Origin of the sequence: Rossellomorea aquimaris TF-12, from assembly GCF_001648555.1 — a bacterium.
GTDB lineage: Bacteria > Bacillota > Bacilli > Bacillales > Bacillaceae_B > Rossellomorea > Rossellomorea aquimaris.
This window is the reverse complement of sequence record NZ_LQXM01000020.1, coordinates 68,968-87,739: the sequence shown is the minus strand read 5'-3', so window position 1 is coordinate 87,739 and position 18,772 is coordinate 68,968. Positions and strand designations below refer to the sequence as shown.

The following is an 18,772-nucleotide window of genomic DNA, read 5'->3' as shown; positions in this document are numbered from 1 at the left end:
ATGAGAGGATGTGAGTAGGGTGAAACGATTGAAGATAGGTTTAATCGTCTTATTGTCATTAAGTGTTCTTACTGGGTGTTGGAATAGAAGGGAGTTAAACGAATTAGTCGTCGCATTGGCAATTGGTGTGGATAAAACAGAAAAGGGTTATTTGTTTACAGTACAACTAATCAACCCTACGACTTCCTCTCAAGCGACTAAGAAAGGAGCAGTAGGTGTAACAATAAGAACCGTTTCTGCTGAAGGTGAAACATTGTTCGAGGCTTGGAGAAAGCTTACCAAATTAACACCAAGAAAGGTCTACTTTGCTCACGTTCAACTTTTAGTTCTTGATGAGGAATTAGTAAAAGAGGGTCTGAAAAAGCTCCTTGATCCACTAATAAGAGATCATGAACTAAGAAATGATTTTTATGTAGTCGTTGCTAAAAACAATTCCGCAAAAGAAGTACTATCCATCTTAACGTTTATTGAACCGATACCTGCCCTGTCATTACAATCGATGATTACATCATCTTATGAGAATTTTGGAAGTGTTACGGCCTATAAATTTGATGAATTGCTTGAGGATCTTAAAACGACAGGAAAAGAACTGGCTGTAACAGGAATAAAAGTAATGGGCGACCCCAACATAGGGAAAACCTCTAGTAATATTGATACTTCAATACCTGACTCAGTAGTGAAATTAGATAATTTAGGAGTTTTTAAAGAGGATAAATTAGTCGGATGGTTTAATGAGGAACAAAGTAAAGGATACAATTATTCTCAAGGGAATATTCAAAGCAGTACAGAAATATTGAAATGTCCCAATAATGAAGAAGAAAAAATGACCATTGAGATTATTCGGACAAAAAGCAAGATGACTGCCAATATTTATAAGGGGTCTCCCAAAATCAACATAGATATTGAAGTAGAGGGGAACCTGACGGATGCCGAATGTAAACTAAATCCAACTGAATTAACAGTATTAGAAGGAATTCAAAAGGATTTATCTAACAAAATAAAGTCATCAGTTAAAGATAGCATTAAGGCATCTCAAGAGGAATTTCAGTCCGATATCCTCGGATTTGGAAGTACTCTCCATCGAAAGGAGCCTTCCTATTGGAAAAAGCATAAGAAAGAATGGAACGATATATTTCCTAGTACGCAATCGGAAGTCAAGGTTACAGCTAAGGTTCATAATACAGGAACTTTAGGTAAGTCGCTTAAGGATTAAGGAGGATAACAATTTTGATTAATGTTTTACTTGTTTTAAGCGTATCGATCATTATGTTTTTGGTAGATTTCCCTAATCTTAAGAACAATAAAAAGGAATTAATTGTTTATCTTTCCCTTGTAATAGTTGGTTTGAGTTTATTTGTAGCGGAAGCATTTCATATTGAAGTGCCCAATCCATTAAATGCAATTATTTTTGTATTTAAACCTGTTACGGAATGGATTAATAAATTGTTCGAATAAGGAGAGAGCAGCTTGGATAACCAAATACAGAAAATATCCCCTCGTCAATTCATGCTTCTTGTCTTATTCTTTTCAATTGGAAGTTCCATTTTGTTAACTCCTCCAGCATTGATTGCTGCAAGTCTTCAAGACAGCTGGATATCTGGAATAATTGGGGTATTCCTTGGTGCCAGCGTAATTTATATATATGTTTCTTTAATTAAACGATTTCCAGGAAAATCATATTTTTTTATGCTAGAAAAAGCATTTGGGAAAACCATAGGAAGAATGTTATCTGTGCTTTATTTTTTCTTTATCTTCTTTCTCACCTGTGAGGTATTAAGTAATTTAGGGGATTTTATGATCACTCAAATTATGGTGGAAACACCTAAAATATTTATTCATATGCTCTTTCTTTTGCCGATTGCATATGGGGTGAAACATGGGATAGAGGTAATTGCTCGATCTGCTGAAGTTGTCTATCCTACATTTATTATGTTATTAAGCTTCTTAGTGATCTTTTTAATACCAGAAGGTCAATTGATTAATTTAGAGCCTGTTTTTGGAGAAGGGATAAAGCCTATACTAAAGGGGTCTTTCTCCATTCTAACAGTTCCTTATTTAGAAATGTTCACGCTGATATTAATTTCTACCTTCGTTATGGAAAGTGAGACAATAGGTAAATCCTTTATTACAGGAGGGGTTGTAGGAGGTGGAATCCTAATTCTTATAACCCTTCTCATTGTGTTAGTTCTTGGGTATTCATTCACTCCGCATTTACAATATCCAACATATGTATTGGCTAAAAAAATAAACATTGCAGATTTTTTACAGAGAGTTGAGGTAGTGGCGGCTGCTGTCTGGATTATAAGTTTATTTTTTAAAGTCATCATTTGCTTCTATTCATCAGTAGTAGGATTGGGAGAAATATTGAAAATAAAAAATGATAAGGTGCTTATATTTCCATTAATTATTTCTATTTTATATTTCTCGGTCACGATTTATCCAAATGTTTCATTTTTTACAATGTTTGTGAGTGAGGTCATCCTTTCATACACCTTACTTTTTGGTTTGGTGATTCCCATTCTAAGTCTATTATCTGTTATTATTCAGAAAAAAGTTCAATCCAAGCAAACAACTTCATGAAATAATTCATTGTAAGGAGGGAGAGTATTGGAAACAGAAAAAACCAGTATTTCATCCAAGCAACTTTATGTATTAACTCTTATGTATACAGTTGGAAGCTCAATCCTATTAGTTCCACCTGCTCTTTTAAAAGCAGGAAATGATGGATGGATTTCAGGGATAATTGGGTCATTTATAGGAATTATTTTATTATTTTTATATTACTTTATTTTAAAGAACTACTCTTCAGAAAACCTTTTTCAAATCAACGATATTGTTTTTGGTAAGAGCCTAGGGAAGATAATAAATTTTCTCTTCTTTTTGTATTTTTTTTTCTTGAGCGCACAGGTATTAAGTAATCTAGGAGATTTTTTAACGGGGTCAGTGTTGATGCGCACTCCGAAAGAATATATCCATTTGTTATTTCTCATTCCGATTTTTTATGGAGTGAGACAAGGGATAGAGGTCATAGCAAGAACATCAGAAACCTTATATCCTTCCTTCCTCATTTTATTTATCATTTTCTTCATCTTTATCATTCCAGAAATCGATTGGAAGAATGTTGAGCCAATTGCACAATCAGGTACAAAGCCAATATTAAAAAGTTCTTTATCCATATTTTCATTACCTTATTTAGAAATGTTTATTTTAATGATGCTTATCCCAAATGTTAATGAAAAAGATAAAGTATTAAAAAATTTGATGAAAGGAGGAGTGGTGGGGGGAGTTTTACTAATCATTCTTACTTTATTGATCATAGGTGTATTAGGACATGAATTATCGTCTTTCTATACATACCCTACTTTTTTATTAGCACAAAAAATTAGTGTAGCAAATATTTTGGAAAGAGTAGAAACCATTATAGCAGCTGTATGGGTCATTAGTTTATTTGTGAAATTACTACTCTGCTATTATGTTACTTGTTTATCATTATCCCATCTATTTAGGTTTAAAAAAGGTGTAATCTTTGCTTTTCCACTAGGAATCGTTCTTTGGTATTTCTCTAATATTATTTACCCCAATATTGCTTTTTTTCAGCAATTCATTGAAGTATCCCTCGTATATAAATTAATTTTAGGTTTGTTTCTACCGATGATGATTCTTTTCATTACGCTTACTAAAAAAAATAATAGGGTTTACTCGTAAGGATTGCTGTTTTATAACGACTCTTTTCAAACAGTATGTACCTTGATGGTCACTGCCCTCCCTGCAATCAGTTTGAGAATGCAATATTCTATAAAGAAATATAAATATTTATTGGAAATCATTAATGATTTGAATGATACACACATACAACAATAATAGAGGATGTCCAAACTGTCATAAATGGGGGAAGGGTATGATTAGAGACTTCGGAATTATTATTTTTGGAAGTTTATTGGTTGGGGTGGGAATCAATTTATTTTTCGTGCCTCATCTTTTTCTTGATGGAGGAATGATAGGGATTGGGCTGATCTCACATTATTGGTTTGGGTTTAAACCTGGTCTTACCATCATCATTTTAAGTATCCCCCTCTATACCTTAGCCTATTTTATGGATCGAACACTTTTTTACAATAGTATCCACGGGTTATGGTTATCATCATTCATGATTGACTTTTTTAATCAATGGAGTACCCAATTCATACTTCCACCTTTGCCGAGTGCTTTCTGTGGTGGATCATTTGTAGGAATTGGTATTGGAATAATGTTAAGAGGTAACTCAGCTACTGGAGGGACGGACCTCCTCGCACAGCTTGTTGGAAAAAGTCTTAATTGGAACGTAGGAAAATTAATTTTTGCCATTGATAGTCTCGTATTAATAATGGGATGGCCAATAATTGGTTTAGAATCATTTTTATATTCTTTATTTGCTGTAAGTACAGTAGGTTTTTTTACAACCATTTTGACACATCATAATTATAACAATCGATTTTCCTTTCGTTAAGTTATGAAAGCTGATAGAATAAAGAAGTTATTAGCTCATGATTGCTCACATAAGGTTTTCATGATATTCTAAACAAAATTCACACAAGATACATAGCAACGAAAGTGGTGGAAGCTTTGGAACAAGATCATACAGAACAGTCAAAGAGTCAAGAAGAAAGTCATTCAAGTTTTATAAAAATTAAAAAATTTAAATTTGTAATGCTCCTGTTTTTTCTTGTGTTTGCAACAGCAGGAATCACAACATTCGCCTTAGCATTCGGGGATGAAAAAGCTGTCAATGTAGGAGTTACTGAGCGTTCTGAGTTTCAGAAACTGTACGAAGCATTTGATAAGTTAAACGAAAATTACTATAAGGATCTTGATCAAGATACTTTAGTCAACGGTGCAATTAATGGAATGCTAGATAGTGTAGGTGATCCTTATTCTGATTATATGAATGAAGATGAAGCTAAGAAGTTCCAAGAAAGCATCTCATCTTCTTTTGAAGGAATCGGTGCTGAGATTCAAGAAAAAGAAGGTTATATTTCAATTGTATCTCCAATCAAAGGCTCCCCAGCAGAAAAAGCAGGGCTTCAGCCAAATGATAAAATTATTAAAGTAGACGGAAAGAGCATACAAGGTATGTCGGTAACCGATGCTGTCCTTTTAATTAGAGGCGAAAAAGGGACAAAGGTTACATTAACAATACAACGTCCTGGACAGGAAAAAACGATGGATGTAACCATTACAAGAGATGAAATACCAATTGAAACCGTTTATGCAGAAATGAAGGAAAATGGAGTAGCTGAAATTCAGATCACTAGCTTTTCTGAAAATACTCATAAAGAATTAATTGATGCGTTAAACGAAATGAATGAAAAAGGTATGAAGAAGCTTGTATTGGATTTAAGACAAAATCCAGGTGGTTTATTAGACCAAGCAGTAAAAATATCTAACCTATTTGTTCCAGAAGGTGAAGTCCTTTTCCAAGTTGAAGATAGTAATGGGAAGGTAGAAAAGTATGTTTCTGAAAGTGGGAAGAAAGTGGATGTTCCAACAGCCGTTCTTGTGGATGGAGGCAGTGCAAGTGCAGCCGAAATTCTGTCAGCAGCTGTAAGTGAATCCAATAATATTCCTTTAATCGGAACAAAGACCTTTGGTAAAGGGACAGTGCAGACAGCTGAAAACTTTAAAGATGGGTCAAATATGAAATTTACAACGGCTAAATGGTTAACCCCTGAAGGCAATTGGATTCATGAGAAGGGTATTAAGCCTGACTATGAAGTGAAAATGCCTGACTATGCCCAATTACCATATATTAACCCTGATAAAGAGCTTAAAGAAAAGGATCTTTCTGACGTAGTTAAAACAGCCGAGCAAATGCTTCAAGCTTTAGAATTGAATCCTGGAAATGTTGATGGTTACTTTGATGAAGATACAACAAAAGCCGTTAAGCAATTCCAAGAGCAAAACAAGCTAGAGGTGACTGGCACATTAAATGGAGAAACGACTGCAAAACTGATGTCTGATCTTAGAGAGAAATTAAAAGAAAATGATCCACAATTCAAAAAAGCAATTGAAGTATTAAACAAGAATAAAGAGTAACATATGAAGACCTTAGGTAAATGCCTAGGGTCTTTTTTTGATGATCATTTCTTATGAAAAGCAGCTTCTTTCGATTGATTTTTTTCACAACTATACTTTGTCACATGAAACTTTTTGATAATGAGGGGAACTACCTAGACTCCTGTGGAAGTACGGGCTCGGCCGAACGCTAGCAGTTTCGCCTACCATCATGCACATTCTAATTGCCAGAGCATTCCATAAATTTATCATAATCTGTTTCCATTAGCTTTTCTTGCTTCGTATAGAAAGGCCTACTTATACCAACAATGAGAGTAGGAAACGAGGTGTGGCATTTGAAAAGGTTTATGGTGATAGCAGGTCTGATTTGTTGTGTTTTTGTTGTATTCATTTCTCTTGGCGAGAGGGATATTCAATCCAGCCAAAAAATAAAGATTCATCCGATAAATACATTCGAAGATGAGAAGTCTATATTTCCATTAGTTAAAACTGAAAAACAGAAACCAATTCAATTATTAATTATTGGTTCGGATAAGCACCAGGAAGACATTGCTCGTGCAGATGTTATGATGATTGCTAATTATGACCCTAATTCCACCAAAATGAAAATTGTATCTATTATGAGAGATACCTATGTAGATATTCCCGGTTATGGAAAGAGTAAAATTAATCATGCCTATACTTGGGGTGGAGAAGAACTATTGAAACAAACCATTCATAATAATTTTAATATAAGCGTTACTCATACAGCCGTTTTTGATTTTGGAGGTTTTGTTAACATTATGAATGTCCTATTTCCTACTGGGGTTTCAGTAGAACTATCTAAAGGGATGATAGATCATTGGAAATGGGCTAAACAGGAAGGGAAACAAGTCATTAAGGGAGAAGAAATATTGCAATATGTTCGATTTAGAGGAGATATCAATAATGATTTTGGAAGAGTGGAAAGACAACAGGAGATAATTCAATTAGCAGAAGAAAGCTTGATGAATCAAATTCAATCCGGTGAAGGAATTGCTACTGTTGTTACCTTAATAAGAGAAAGTATTAAAAATGTTGATACGTCTACCTCCATTGATGAGGTCATTAAATATGGTACTATCCTTATGCTGAATCCAATTGAGAAAGTTGATACCTTAAGAATACCCATTCAGGGGAGTTACTCAAATCTCTCTACTATGAAATCTGGTTTAGTATTGGAAATAGATGAAAGGAAAAATAAGAAGGCAATTGAAGCTTTTTTTGGGAATAATGACTAACAGCCTTTTGGTGAAACGTAGAGAATATTTTTCTACCAAGAGTTGGATTCAGATGAGTCCAGATCGAGATAATGTTCTATTCGTTTCATCTTTCTTAATATTAATCCGTATAGGTAGTTTTTATATTTCTTATCTTCTGAATGCTCATGCTCAAGATGAAGAATTCTAAGGTGCTCCAAATGTTCTTGTAGAGTTCTCTCATCACTGTCCGAACCCCCTGATTGAACTTTCCTAAGAATCACATCAACTAATTTTTCATGAGAAGCTTCAATTGTTTTCGTGCCCTGCCTGGCATAAATAGCTCCATAGCGAAGTTCCCCACGAGTCACAATAGATGTGTAAGGTACATAACGTGGATCATAGTCAATGATGAGCACCTGCAAACGTTTATTATCGAGGGATGGGTGGATATTAGTAGAAAAAATAAAGTCTTCAGTTCGATACCGTAAATATTTTGGGAGAAGGTGTTGGAGCTTATTATCTACATCCGCTTTATCAAGAAATTCCTCATCCGACAAACCTTTCAGCTCTATTGCACCGTCATCAAATTGCATGACACCCACAATGATACATCCTCCACCAGAATTAGAGATGGCTAAAATGTGCTTAGCCATCTTCGTGAATTCAATCCAATCAGATTTGAAGTCAACATAATCTGTTTCACCGGTATTGTGAAGTAGCAGGTCCTTCAATGTTTCATGAGAAGGATTTTTTAAGAAGTCTCTAAGTTTAAGCGGAACAATATTCTCATAATACAAAGATAATCCCACCTTTCAAATGAAACACCATCTCCTAAAAAAACCTACAATTTTTGAGAGATCTCTAAGTGGTTGGAAGCTAAAATATATTGAATGGCCTGTTGTACATGTGTGAAAGTTTCCCATTTCATATTTGATTGCACAATAGATAAGGATAGTGAAGGTGAAACACCTACTACATAACATTTGGTACCAATAAGGTTTGCAGCCTCACATAATCGGTTAACATGATATCCCGTACTTTCGTCAATGGCTGCTAATGAAGAGAGGTCAATTAATATATATTCCATTCTATGCTTAACAGAATAAGTTAAGGCCTTTTCTACTAATTTATCTGCTCTGTCGTTTGTAAGATCACCCAAGATAGGAATAGCCATCACATCGTTCCATATTCTTAATATAGGGATGGATAAGGCTGAAATAAGTTCGTTCTTTCTTTGTTCTTCTTCTGCTTGATGAGTGACATCTAAGAGCATTAATACATAGCCAATGATTTCTCTATTATGATTTTTAATCGGACTTATGACAGTTTCTGCCACATATTGATTTTGAATGGTGATTCGAGTTCTTATACTTTTCGTCACTTCTTTCATCATTTCTCTTTGTTTATGAGGATTAGAATGGAAAAAATCCATGCTCTGACCAATAGCTTCCTCTGAGGATCTCAGACCATACAATTGAAAGAGCGGGGTTAGGCTAACAGCTGCTTTATTGTTCATCCACTGTATTTCATATTGTAAATTAGCCAATAGAATCGGTTCTGAGATACTTTCTAAAATTTCTTCACTAAGTAATGATTGATCAAAATTTCCAATAGACATAAAAGCACCCTCTCAATAAAAATATGAAAAAAATTCAAATGATGATGTCACCACAATTATATCAGAGTACTAAGCTCATTGTGTTTACATACTTTTTTTTATAGAATGAAATGAGTCGAGAAAGTGTAGAAAGGAAGAAATAAATGAAGAAAGAAGTGTATATTCTATCAGGTTTTTTAGGGAGTGGTAAAACCACTTTATTAAAGGACCTATTGAAATCCTTTAAGGAACAGGAAAAAAAGCCTGCTGTATTAATGAATGAATTAGGAAGTGTATCCATTGACAGTGATGTAGTGGAAGAAGATACAGCACTTAGAGAATTATTAGATGGTTGTATTTGTTGCACCATATCGGAAAAACTTGAATCTCAACTACAAGAGTTGCTCATGAATGAAGATTTTGACGTGCTTGTAATTGAAACAACTGGTGCAGCACATCCTGTTGAGGTTGTTGATTCAATTCTTTCTCCATTATTTGCAGATAAATTTCATTTCAAAGGAATTGTAACTGTGGTTGATGCTAAACAATGGAAGGATCGAACTTCCTTTAGTCCTGCTGTCTTACATTTAATGAGAGAACAAGTACGTCATGCTCAATTTATCGTTGCAAACAAAATGGACCTAATATCAGAGATGGAGCAGGGGACACTCGCCTTTGAACTTCAACAATTAAATCCACATGCAAAAATATACTTGACTAATTACGCCAAGATATCTATGAATGATATTGTTTCGATGAGTGGGAAAAATGAGAAGGTTGAGTATGAAAAATCATCTATCGGAAATCAATTGGCTCTTCAGGCAGTTGTATATACATTTAAAGGATCTGTTGAAGGAGAAGCATTTGAAACCTGGGTTAAAGAGCAACCAGATACGATTTATCGAATGAAAGGATATATTCCTTTTAAAGGAAGAAAGTATCCAACAATGTTTCAATATTCCTATGGTATGCCTTTATTTATGCCAGGAGATATGAAATACCCAACCAATTTTGTCATCATAGGTGAAAACCTGCAAGAAGCTGAAATAATGCATTCATTAAAAGAAATTGAGACGGCATAATTGAAATGGGTACATGATAGCATAAAAACACTAAGCAAGGCGGAAAAAGAATTAAAAGTTCTTTTCTCGCCAAGTTTTGTAAGGTTAGTGCTTATTCGTACAATACCCATTTCTGAAATTGACATATTTAAAAAAATCCTTTACTATTAAATAGTTAACTTAGTGAAGTATTTTATTGTGCAGGAAAGGTCGATAAATAAATGGACAAGGAATTGTTTAAGTTAGAAGGTTTATTTCGATCTGTTTTTAGAATGATGAAATCCGATATAAGAGAAATTTTTGGTGATTCTTTTTCAAGTGGGGAATTTAGTGTACTCCATATGATACGGGAATATGGTGCAATGAAATCCTCAGAAATGTCAAAGAAAATGGAAGTATCGGCAAGTCACATTACTTCAATTACAGATTCATTAGTAAACAAAGGATATATGACAAGACAGCGCTCAGTAGAAGATAGAAGAGTAGTTGAACTTGCGATTACTTCAAAAGGTAATGAAATGCTGTCTCATTTTGAAGAAAAAAAGTCTCAATACTTTCAGCAATTATTTCATACGTTTAAAAAAGAAGAAATCAATCAGCTCATTGAGCTGTTCGAAAAATTACTCCATTCTTCAAATCAATGAGCTTTGCAATTTAGAAAAAACAAGGGTTGGCCATTTGTGGTCATCCCTACAATTTTGCTTTAATACTTAAGTTAGTTAACTATTAAACGAATAAATATTAAGGGAGACAAATAAGATGGAACACTTAGAACACAGAAAAAAAGTTATGATTATGATTGCAATTATGTCTGCCATGTTGTTTGCAGCTTTAAATCAGACCATTGTAGGTACAGCATTACCAAAAATCATTTCAGAAATAGGCGGAATGGAATATTATAGCTGGGTGTTTACCATATTTATGCTAACAAGTTCTGTGACGGCCATTTTAGTTGGAAAACTCTCGGATATGTATGGAAGAAAGCCATTTATTTTACTCGGTATCGGGGTATTTATGGTTGGATCATTTCTAAATGGATTGTCCTCTTCTATCCTTCAATTAATTATCTTTAGAGGTATTCAAGGTTTTGGAGCAGGTATGATTATGTCTACAGCATTTACAGCTGTGGGGGATTTATTTTCACCAAGAGAGAGAGGGAAATGGCAAGGGTTAATGAGCAGTGTATTTGGTCTTGCTAGTGTATTCGGTCCTACACTAGGCGGGTGGATCGTAGATAATGCGGATTGGCATTGGGTTTTTTGGGTGTTTTTACCCGTAGGTGTCATTGCATTTTTCATGATATTAAAGATGTTTCCTTCACAAAAACCAAGTACTGGTCAAAAAGTAGATTATTTAGGTTCTGTTATGCTTACTTTAACAATCATTCCTTTATTGCTTGCATTTACTTGGGGAGGAAATGATTTTGCTTGGGTTTCAGCTCCAATTATTGGGCTCTTTACAGCTACGATCATTTCTTTTGTTTTATTTATTATTACAGAGAAGAAGGCAAGTAATCCTGTTCTACCTTTACAATTGTTTAAGAATAAAATTTTTACTCTTTCAAATGCAATTGGATTTATCTTGGGTGCAGGAATGTTTGGAGCCATTATGTATATGCCATTTTTCATTCAAGGTGTAATGGGGACTTCTGCAACGAAGTCCGGTTTAGTTATGATGCCCATGACTTTAAGTATGGTTATTGCCAGCGCTATCGGTGGACAGATCATAACGAAAACAGGGAAGTATAAATTTCTTGCCCTAATTGGTCTATTTGTTATGAGTAGTGGGATGATTTTGTTATCCTTTATGGATTCTAGTACAACTAATATTACCGCCGTCTTAAATATTATTATTGTAGGGACAGGGCTCGGGCTTAGCTTTCCAGTCTTTACACTTACTGTTCAAAATGCAGTACAACATAAATTTCTTGGTGTAGCTACTGCAGCAACACAACTGTTTAGACAAATTGGGGGTACCATTGGTGTGGCTATAATGGGTACTGTTATGAATCAGTCGATGGAATCGAAGATGAGTGAAAAAATGTCACTGGTTAAAGATTCAACTTTGCTTTCTAATCCAGAAGCTGCAAAAGCAATGGGAAAGATTTCTGATCCACAAAACATAATGAACGGAGATAAATTGAAGGAGCTGCAATCCACTCTGCCTCAAGAATTTCAAGGAATGTTTGAGACTATCTTAAATGGAGTAAGAGAGTCATTAAGCTATTCGCTAACAAATGTTTTCTTCATAGGGGCCCTCATTCTGTTAGTTGGATTTGTCCTTACATTTTTCATTAAAGAAATACCATTACGTATGTCCAACAAAGAAGAAAAAGTAGAAGAAACAGATGAAAGTCTTAAAGAAGTTTCAAATCATTAAAAGGGTAAACCATTCAGTCTCTTCCTCTAGCAAGGTGGGAGGAAGAGACGTCCAGGTTTACCCATTTTTATTAACTATTATTTTCACCAAATTTTTTAAATGTCGTTTCATCTTCTACCAATCCACAAGTAGCACATTGTACTTTTAATGGTGGCCCACTATAAGCTAAGTGGAAGGGTTCAAGTTGACCTTGATCATATTGTTGAACAACCTCGCCAGACTGTGGATCAAGTTTCACACTTTGTGCGACTTGTTGTATAATATTAAACCGAGTACGATTTGTTTTACAGCTGGGACAACGATAGGGTGTGGTCATTAATATCACCTTTCTCTGTTTTTTTAATAGTATGGGCATAATTGAAAAAATTTATGTAAGGATTGAATTTTTCATGTTATCAAATTCCTATGAGAGTTTATTAAAGGCATATAGCCAACTCTGGAAAAATCGGTTTCTTGTAGATAGTGATTCCATTTCTGCTGAAGAAGTCATAAAAGAGGCAATCAAACGTGATTTATCCGACGAGAATAGTCACCCTCGAGCGAGGAAATCAAAGGATAGAAAGTTTATTCTTGCTACAAACAGGATAATCAACTCGGATCTTACAAATGATGTAAAAGTAGCGTTGGTGAACCTTCACATTCAATTGTTATATCAATTAGAAGAATAGATATACTTAGAATACCCAACAATCCGTACAAAAAAAGATAAATCAAAACTCTTCACAAAATACCCTTATAGGTATATAATGAAAGATACATAAATTGAGAAGGAGATGTAGTATGCTATTTCTAGGACTTTTATTCTTTAGTGTACTTTCTTATATGATTTTTTATCGATATGTTCCAGTTAATGTGAAGAGGTGGAAACTGGAAGATATTTCACAACATCACATAATCGTTGATGTGAGAGATTATCAGGACTCTTCTAAATTAAGCTGCGAACGAGCTGTTACGATACCGTGTGGGTACCTAGATCGATATTATCATGAAATTCCCGAAGGTAATATCGTTGTATTAGGTAGTTCCTCTGTTGAATGCAATGTTGGAGTTAGACAATTAAAGAAACTAGGTATAAATGTTGTTGGCTATGTGAATGAATTTCAAAATAGACCATGCCAAGAAACATTATCAATGAGCTAATTTGAAACGAATTTGTAACAAGCGTTACAATACAGTGCAAACCAAAATACTGTCAATACGAATAAACCGGTAATTAATTCATATCAACACTAAATTATTCAACAATTGGAAATGTAAGTAAAGTAATGAATATCAAGCTTTTTTCCTATAACTATCGTACTTTCCAATAATACTATCTCAAATTGTCTTTCAAAACTGAACAATATTTTAATAGTTTCCAAGTTCTCCCGTAAATGTAACGAAACTCAGGTGATATGATGATTGTGCAGCAAGAAAAACACTTTCATTAAGGGAGGACTTCTTTTTTATGAACAAAAAAATGATTTTATCAACTGCAACAGCATTTACATTATTAGCAGCACCTTTTGCAGCGGGGAAAGCTGACGCTGCTGGACAAGAACAAGCTAAAGTGTATACAAAGGTACACACTTATCAATATAATGGTAATCAAGAAGATTTAAATAAATATATTCAAGACATTCTATCAAAATATCAAATTAATATTCAAGACATTAATCAAGTACAAGCTCCTGAGCAGAAACAACCGGCTAAAGCTCAACCTGCTCCAACACAAGAGGCACCAAAGCAGGAGGCACCAGCCAAAGAACAACCTAAAGCAGAAGCGCCTGCACCGGCACCTGAGCAGAAGCAACCAGAGCAGCAAGCTACGAAGCAATCCGATCAATTAAGCCAATATGAACAACAAGTTGTTGAATTAACAAATCAAGAGCGTGCTAAACAAGGTTTACCAGCCCTTAAAGTAGATACAGAATTAAGTAAGGTAGCAAAAGAAAAATCTCGAGACATGCAAGCAAATAACTATTTTTCACATGATAGTCCAACGTATGGTTCACCTTTTGATATGATGAAGCAGTTTGGAATTCAATACAGTTCAGCAGGTGAAAACATTGCCATGGGACAACCAACTCCAGAAGAAGTGGTTAATGCATGGATGAACAGTGAAGGACACCGTAAAAACATTCTAAGCTCTAATTACACTCATATTGGTGTAGGGTATGTTGAAAATGGACATTATTGGACTCAACAATTTATCGGTAAGTAACTCTATCTTTTATACTAAACAGCCTCTCTTTGAGGGGCTGTTTTTTGTTGCTTAAAGTAGGTTTAACCCAATAATGATAGGTTATACAAAATACTCAAATATTTTGGGTAAGGAATGAGTGGAAATAAGAGTTTACATTTGCATTTAGGGGGAAGGATTCTTAGTATTAAGTTATAACGAGTACGTGGAGTGAGTTCAGTTTGAATAAAGATAAAGTAGTTCTTATTACGGGTGGATCTAAAGGAATCGGTCTTCGCACCGCAAATGAATTTTCAAAACAAGGGTATACAGTTTTGATTAATTACCGTCAAAATGATCAGTTTGTTCATGACCTTGTTCATCAGATGAGTGAAACCCATAAAAATAAAGTGTATGCCATTAAAGGAGATATATCAGAACCACTTGAGTGTGAAAGAATGGTAAATGAGATTTGGCGTCTTGTAAAGAGTGTTGATATATTAATTCATAATGCTGGTCCATATGTAAAGGAAAGAATATCGTTTGATGAATACACTCCTGAGCAATGGAATTACATAGTCAATGGAAATTTAAACAGTGTATTTTATTTAACACGATTGATTATTCCGAAAATGAGAGAAAAAAAGTGGGGTAGAATTATAACATTTGGATATGACCGAGTGGAAACTGCACCAGGATGGATATACCGTTCTGCTTTTGCTGCTGCCAAAGCTGGATTAGCTTCTTTTACCAAAACGATTTCGATTGAAGAATCAAGTAATGGGATTACTGCCAACATGGTTTGCCCTGGAGATATTATTGGGGAATGGAAAGAAGAAGATATTGAAGTTGCTAAGGAAGAGACGGATTTCTCAACACCAATTGGACGTCCAGGTACCGGTGAGGATCTTGCGAGGGTCATCTTATTCTTATGTAAGGATGAGTCGGACTTTATTACAGGATCCGTCATACCTGTTACAGGCGGAAAAGATGTATTGGGCAAGGTTTTTCATAAATAAAGGCTCTTTTCGCAAAGATTGTTGTTTTATATATGAGTCTCTTAATGGCTCTGTCAACCAGTATGCCTGGATGGTGAGGGGAACTACTTTGCTTTTTGCGGATTTTCGGCCGAGCCTCCTCATCGCCCGCACCGAGGAAAGCGAGTACCTCTCGCTGCAATCAACCACTACTCGCTTTTTTTAGAGCAACAAAGTTTACGAAAACAGCCTAAATAAAAGAGGCTCTTTATAGTGAGCCCCTTTTCTCAATACTTCTATTATGACTCCATGAAATATTGTTTGCTGTATTTTTTTTGGATGTACAGCAATCTTCCAGTTAAAGTGATGGCTCCGGCAGTAAGACCTGATGTCAGTCCTAACCAATACCCATAAGGTCCGAAACCAGTGTAATTAGCTAGAAAATACCCAAGTGGCAACCCGATTATCCAATAGGAAATGAGGGCCATCAAAAACGTAATATTTACATCCTTATATCCCCTGAGTGCACCTTGTACCGGTGCTTGAATAGCGTCTGAAAGTTGAAAGAATACGGCGTACAATAAGAAGTGACTTATAAGCTGTAATACGATTGAATCGTCTGTATACAAAGAGGATATCTCTGTTCGAAATATAAACAGAATAATTCCATAAATTAATGCTAGAAATAAGGCGAAACTTACTCCCATCCAACTATATACTTTGGCATCGCGGAGTCTGTTTGCTCCAACTTCAAATCCAACAACAATTGTCAATGCCATGGAAATGCTTAATGGAATCATATACAAAAATGAAGCAAAGTTTATTGCTGCTTGATGAGCGGCGATAACGACTGTTTTATAATCACTCATTAATAAAGTTACTGCTGAAAAAATACTAACTTCAAAAAATATTGAGAGTCCAATGGGTACACCGATATGGAAAAGTTCTTTCCATTTTGAAAGTTCCGGCTTGTGGAAAGTCTTAAATATGCGATAGTGATTAAATGGCCTCTTTGAGTGGACAACCCAAAAAGCAACGATGGTAATGACCCAATAGGTGATCGCTGAGGCATAACCAGCACCGATTCCTCCTAAAGCTGGAAAGCCCATCTTTCCAAAAATAAGGACATAATTGAATACGATATTTACCGGAAGCGATAATAGAGTAATAAACATGGTTACACGTGTCATGCCTAAGGCATCAATATATGAACGGAGGACATTATAAATAAATAATGGAATCATGCCAAAGGAGAGAGCGATAAGGTATTCTTTAGCAATCATTCTTACGTGATTATCTAAATTCATTCCATTTAATATAGGGTTCAAAACCAGTGCACCACTAATCATGACAAATAACGATAAAGCGATAGCTGCATAAACTCCTTGTATTACCGTCACAGGTACATCCTTTTTCCTGCCCGCACCTATTAATTGAGCGACAATGGGTGTAACGGCAAGAAGAATGCCGCTTAATCCTGTGAAAACGGGCACCCATAAGGAAGAACCGATGGCGACACCAGCAAGATCGGTCGGTGAAAACTTCCCTGACATAATGGTATCGAAGAAATTCATGGCAAACATGCCTAGTTGTGTAATGAGAATGGGAACTAATATATAGGAAAATTGCTTTAATTTCTGGGCTAACGTAAATGTCTCTCTCATATTCTAACTCCTTTAAAGCATAGTCAATTAATAGTGAAAAAGAAAATGCACTTTCATACTGTACCATAAAAGAAAGAGTAAGAGAGTTATTTCTGTTTTTCGTTCGATATTAACTAATTAATTTTGAAAGAAATGATACTTCTAAAAGGAGGGGGAGTGGGAGTGAAGCAAACATGGCAGAATTGGGTATGGTTTTTCTTCTTAATTTGGTACGGAGTAGGAATTATTCTTGTTTCCCTTGATTGGCTTCCTTCCTCTCTTCAATGGGCCAACGCAGTCTTTTTATATTTAGCAGGATTTTTAGCAGTTGTATATAGTTCTAAAGTTTTGGGAGCATTTAGAGGCTGCCTAATTGGAGTATTCATCATGCTTTTAACAATCCTTGCTGAATCCTTGGGTGTTCATTACGGTATCATATTTGGTTCGTATCATTATGAGAAAGATTTTGGTTTTCAATTAATAGGAGTGCCTATCACTATAGGTTTTGCATGGGTAATGGTAATTATGACAAGTATGGCTTATTTTGAGAGACTTTTAATGAAACCAAAGTCTTTACTAGGAGCGATATATTATAGTAGTTTAACTTCAATATTCGCAGTAACGATGGATTTAATTATTGATCCAGTTGCCTATAAAGGTAGAGAGTATTGGATTTGGGATGAGGGTGGATGGTATTATGACATCCCTGCTCAAAATTTCCTGGGTTGGTTTTTCGTTTCATTTGTTATCCAGTTTGCACTATATTTATATATTCACTACCCGTCCATTGAAAAAAAGTGGGGAAGTCGGATGCGGGCTCTTTATTTTCTCGTTATTCTCATGTTTTTAGTAACGGCGATGGTTGAAGGACTATGGTTAGCTGTCGTCGTCACCATTATATTTTATAGTTTTCCACTATTAATCCGTAAACGAATGGAGAAAGTGAAATGATTGAAGCAAAAAAGAGCAAAGGGTTCCAGAAAATGCTGGCTCAATACTTAACTTTTCAGCTGAAAAAACAATTCTACAGAGTATGGATTGATGACAGAAGAAATAATCGTGATCTATCAAAAGGTCATTTAATCCTTGCAAACCATTCTAATTGGTGGGACGGTTTAATGATATTTTATTTAAATCAATATGTAGTAAAGGAAGATAGCTATGCAATGATGAGTCAGAAAGGGATTGAAGATTTTTCTTTTTTTCGGAAGATTGGTGCTTTTTCTGTAAATCCAGAGTCACCAAAAGACTTAATCGTCTCATTACGTTTTGCAGAAAAATGTCTCAGTGAACAAAAAACCGTATGGATTTTCCCACAAGGAAAAGAAGAGCATCTTGAAAAAAGACCCTTATCGTTTATGAAAGGTCCTAGCTATCTCCTCGAAAAGAAACCTGAGGTGGATGTTACGTTTGTCACCTTTTATTATACTTTCCACCACAATCAAAGACCTGAGCTTTATATTCAATTGCGAAATGTAGATTCTAAGCTTCTTTTTCGTCAGGAGCACCATACACGGATTGAACAGACAAACTCCATTAGGATGCTTTTGGAACAGCAATTAGATGAATTAAGGGATAATATTATAAATAACAATACGATGTCTTTTGACTTATTTGTAAAAGGATTTAGAACGAGCAGTGAATGGTTAAGCTTTTGGAAGAGAAGGAAATAAAGGTGGAATG

20 protein-coding genes are annotated in these 18,772 nt (G+C 35.1%); 16 read left to right on the top strand and 4 right to left on the bottom strand.

From position 1 onward, the window contains the following. The first annotated feature begins 19 nt into the window (after positions 1-19). The 7 genes from IQI_RS03435 (at position 20) to IQI_RS03405 (ending at position 7,310) form a co-directional block, all read left to right on the top strand. Complete coding sequence (locus tag IQI_RS03435; RefSeq protein ID WP_197489703.1) at positions 20-1,213, top strand: Ger(x)C family spore germination protein; 1,194 nt, start codon at positions 20-22, stop codon at positions 1,211-1,213. Between the two features lie 14 nt (positions 1,214-1,227). After that, positions 1,228-1,455, top strand: coding sequence for a hypothetical protein (locus IQI_RS03430; RefSeq protein WP_064091329.1), 228 nt, complete (start codon positions 1,228-1,230; stop codon positions 1,453-1,455). A 12-nt stretch (positions 1,456-1,467) separates the two neighbouring features. Next, a complete protein-coding gene (locus tag IQI_RS03425) occupies positions 1,468-2,580 on the top strand; it encodes a GerAB/ArcD/ProY family transporter (protein WP_082892566.1) in 1,113 nt (370 codons plus the stop codon). Positions 2,581-2,607: 27 nt separating this feature from the next. Beyond that, entirely contained in the window at positions 2,608-3,705 is a 1,098-nt protein-coding gene (locus tag IQI_RS03420) for a GerAB/ArcD/ProY family transporter (protein WP_064091328.1), read from the top strand. Positions 3,706-3,898: 193 nt separating this feature from the next. Continuing rightward, the gene (locus tag IQI_RS03415; RefSeq protein ID WP_064091327.1) at positions 3,899-4,486 is read left to right on the top strand and encodes a YitT family protein; all 588 of its coding nucleotides are present in this window, start codon (positions 3,899-3,901) and stop codon (positions 4,484-4,486) included. Between the two features lie 116 nt (positions 4,487-4,602). Continuing rightward, positions 4,603-6,072 (top strand): lmo1851 family serine protease, encoded by a 1,470-nt coding sequence (locus IQI_RS03410; protein ID WP_064091326.1) that lies wholly within the window; start codon positions 4,603-4,605, stop codon positions 6,070-6,072. A 314-nt stretch (positions 6,073-6,386) separates the two neighbouring features. Then, positions 6,387-7,310, top strand: a complete 924-nt coding sequence (locus IQI_RS03405) for an LCP family protein (RefSeq protein ID WP_064091325.1) — start codon at positions 6,387-6,389, stop codon at positions 7,308-7,310. A 32-nt stretch (positions 7,311-7,342) separates the two neighbouring features. Here the strand turns inward: IQI_RS03405 and IQI_RS03400 are convergent, their stop codons facing one another. Continuing rightward, positions 7,343-8,068, bottom strand: a complete 726-nt coding sequence (locus IQI_RS03400; RefSeq protein ID WP_064091324.1) for an AlbA family DNA-binding domain-containing protein — start codon at positions 8,066-8,068, stop codon at positions 7,343-7,345. Positions 8,069-8,112: 44 nt separating this feature from the next. Further along, positions 8,113-8,889 carry an STAS domain-containing protein gene (locus IQI_RS03395; protein ID WP_064091323.1) on the bottom strand — a complete coding sequence of 259 codons (777 nt, stop codon included), beginning with the start codon at positions 8,887-8,889 and terminating at the stop codon, positions 8,113-8,115. A 143-nt stretch (positions 8,890-9,032) separates the two neighbouring features. Here IQI_RS03395 and IQI_RS03390 point away from each other — a divergent pair, with 143 nt between their 5' ends. The 3 genes from IQI_RS03390 (at position 9,033) to IQI_RS03380 (ending at position 12,308) form a co-directional block, all read left to right on the top strand. After that, positions 9,033-9,950: a CobW family GTP-binding protein gene (locus IQI_RS03390; protein ID WP_064091322.1), complete on the top strand. Its 918-nt coding sequence runs from the start codon at positions 9,033-9,035 to the stop codon at positions 9,948-9,950. Between the two features lie 200 nt (positions 9,951-10,150). Further along, positions 10,151-10,573, top strand: coding sequence for a MarR family winged helix-turn-helix transcriptional regulator (locus IQI_RS03385; protein ID WP_064091321.1), 423 nt, complete (start codon positions 10,151-10,153; stop codon positions 10,571-10,573). Between the two features lie 115 nt (positions 10,574-10,688). Continuing rightward, positions 10,689-12,308 (top strand): MDR family MFS transporter, encoded by a 1,620-nt coding sequence (locus IQI_RS03380; RefSeq protein ID WP_064091320.1) that lies wholly within the window; start codon positions 10,689-10,691, stop codon positions 12,306-12,308. 70 nt (positions 12,309-12,378) lie between these two features. On the opposite strand, the gene IQI_RS03375 is transcribed toward IQI_RS03380, so the two are convergent. Further along, on the bottom strand, positions 12,379-12,624 hold the full coding sequence (locus tag IQI_RS03375) for a hypothetical protein (RefSeq protein WP_064091319.1): 246 nt from the start codon (positions 12,622-12,624) through the stop codon (positions 12,379-12,381). Positions 12,625-12,697: 73 nt separating this feature from the next. Between IQI_RS03375 and IQI_RS03370 the strand changes: the two genes are divergently transcribed. From IQI_RS03370 to IQI_RS03355, 4 genes are all read left to right on the top strand, one after another. Then, on the top strand, positions 12,698-12,976 hold the full coding sequence (locus IQI_RS03370; protein WP_064091318.1) for a hypothetical protein: 279 nt from the start codon (positions 12,698-12,700) through the stop codon (positions 12,974-12,976). 112 nt (positions 12,977-13,088) lie between these two features. After that, positions 13,089-13,448 (top strand): hypothetical protein, encoded by a 360-nt coding sequence (locus IQI_RS03365; protein WP_064091317.1) that lies wholly within the window; start codon positions 13,089-13,091, stop codon positions 13,446-13,448. Positions 13,449-13,755: 307 nt separating this feature from the next. Then, entirely contained in the window at positions 13,756-14,511 is a 756-nt protein-coding gene (locus tag IQI_RS03360) for a CAP domain-containing protein (RefSeq protein WP_064091316.1), read from the top strand. 200 nt (positions 14,512-14,711) lie between these two features. Further along, on the top strand, positions 14,712-15,488 hold the full coding sequence (locus IQI_RS03355; RefSeq protein ID WP_064091315.1) for an SDR family oxidoreductase: 777 nt from the start codon (positions 14,712-14,714) through the stop codon (positions 15,486-15,488). A 257-nt stretch (positions 15,489-15,745) separates the two neighbouring features. Here IQI_RS03355 and IQI_RS03350 read toward each other — a convergent pair whose 3' ends face one another. After that, entirely contained in the window at positions 15,746-17,110 is a 1,365-nt protein-coding gene (locus IQI_RS03350; protein ID WP_064091314.1) for an MATE family efflux transporter, read from the bottom strand. Positions 17,111-17,272: 162 nt separating this feature from the next. On the opposite strand from IQI_RS03350, the gene IQI_RS03345 reads away from it, so the two are divergent. Further along, positions 17,273-18,040: a carotenoid biosynthesis protein gene (locus IQI_RS03345; protein WP_197489702.1), complete on the top strand. Its 768-nt coding sequence runs from the start codon at positions 17,273-17,275 to the stop codon at positions 18,038-18,040. Beyond that, a complete protein-coding gene (locus IQI_RS03340) occupies positions 18,037-18,762 on the top strand; it encodes a lysophospholipid acyltransferase family protein (RefSeq protein WP_064091312.1) in 726 nt (241 codons plus the stop codon). Before IQI_RS03345 ends, IQI_RS03340 begins: the two co-directional genes overlap by 4 nt. The last annotated feature ends 10 nt before the right edge of the window (positions 18,763-18,772 follow it).

Excerpts from the sequence above, each read along its gene's own strand:
- IQI_RS03365 (WP_064091317.1), top strand. The coding sequence starts at position 13,089 with ATGCTATTTCTAGGACTTTTATTCTTTAGTGTACTTTCTTATATGATT.
- IQI_RS03385 (WP_064091321.1), top strand. The coding sequence starts at position 10,151 with ATGGACAAGGAATTGTTTAAGTTAGAAGGTTTATTTCGATCTGTTTTT.
- IQI_RS03395 (WP_064091323.1), bottom strand. The coding sequence starts at position 8,889 with ATGTCTATTGGAAATTTTGATCAATCATTACTTAGTGAAGAAATTTTA.
- IQI_RS03415 (WP_064091327.1), top strand. The coding sequence starts at position 3,899 with ATGATTAGAGACTTCGGAATTATTATTTTTGGAAGTTTATTGGTTGGG.
- IQI_RS03380 (WP_064091320.1), top strand. The coding sequence starts at position 10,689 with ATGGAACACTTAGAACACAGAAAAAAAGTTATGATTATGATTGCAATT.
- IQI_RS03375 (WP_064091319.1), bottom strand. The coding sequence starts at position 12,624 with ATGACCACACCCTATCGTTGTCCCAGCTGTAAAACAAATCGTACTCGG.
- IQI_RS03350 (WP_064091314.1), bottom strand. The coding sequence starts at position 17,110 with ATGAGAGAGACATTTACGTTAGCCCAGAAATTAAAGCAATTTTCCTAT.
- IQI_RS03340 (WP_064091312.1), top strand. The coding sequence starts at position 18,037 with ATGATTGAAGCAAAAAAGAGCAAAGGGTTCCAGAAAATGCTGGCTCAA.
- IQI_RS03370 (WP_064091318.1), top strand. The coding sequence starts at position 12,698 with ATGTTATCAAATTCCTATGAGAGTTTATTAAAGGCATATAGCCAACTC.
- IQI_RS03390 (WP_064091322.1), top strand. The coding sequence starts at position 9,033 with ATGAAGAAAGAAGTGTATATTCTATCAGGTTTTTTAGGGAGTGGTAAA.
- IQI_RS03360 (WP_064091316.1), top strand. The coding sequence starts at position 13,756 with ATGAACAAAAAAATGATTTTATCAACTGCAACAGCATTTACATTATTA.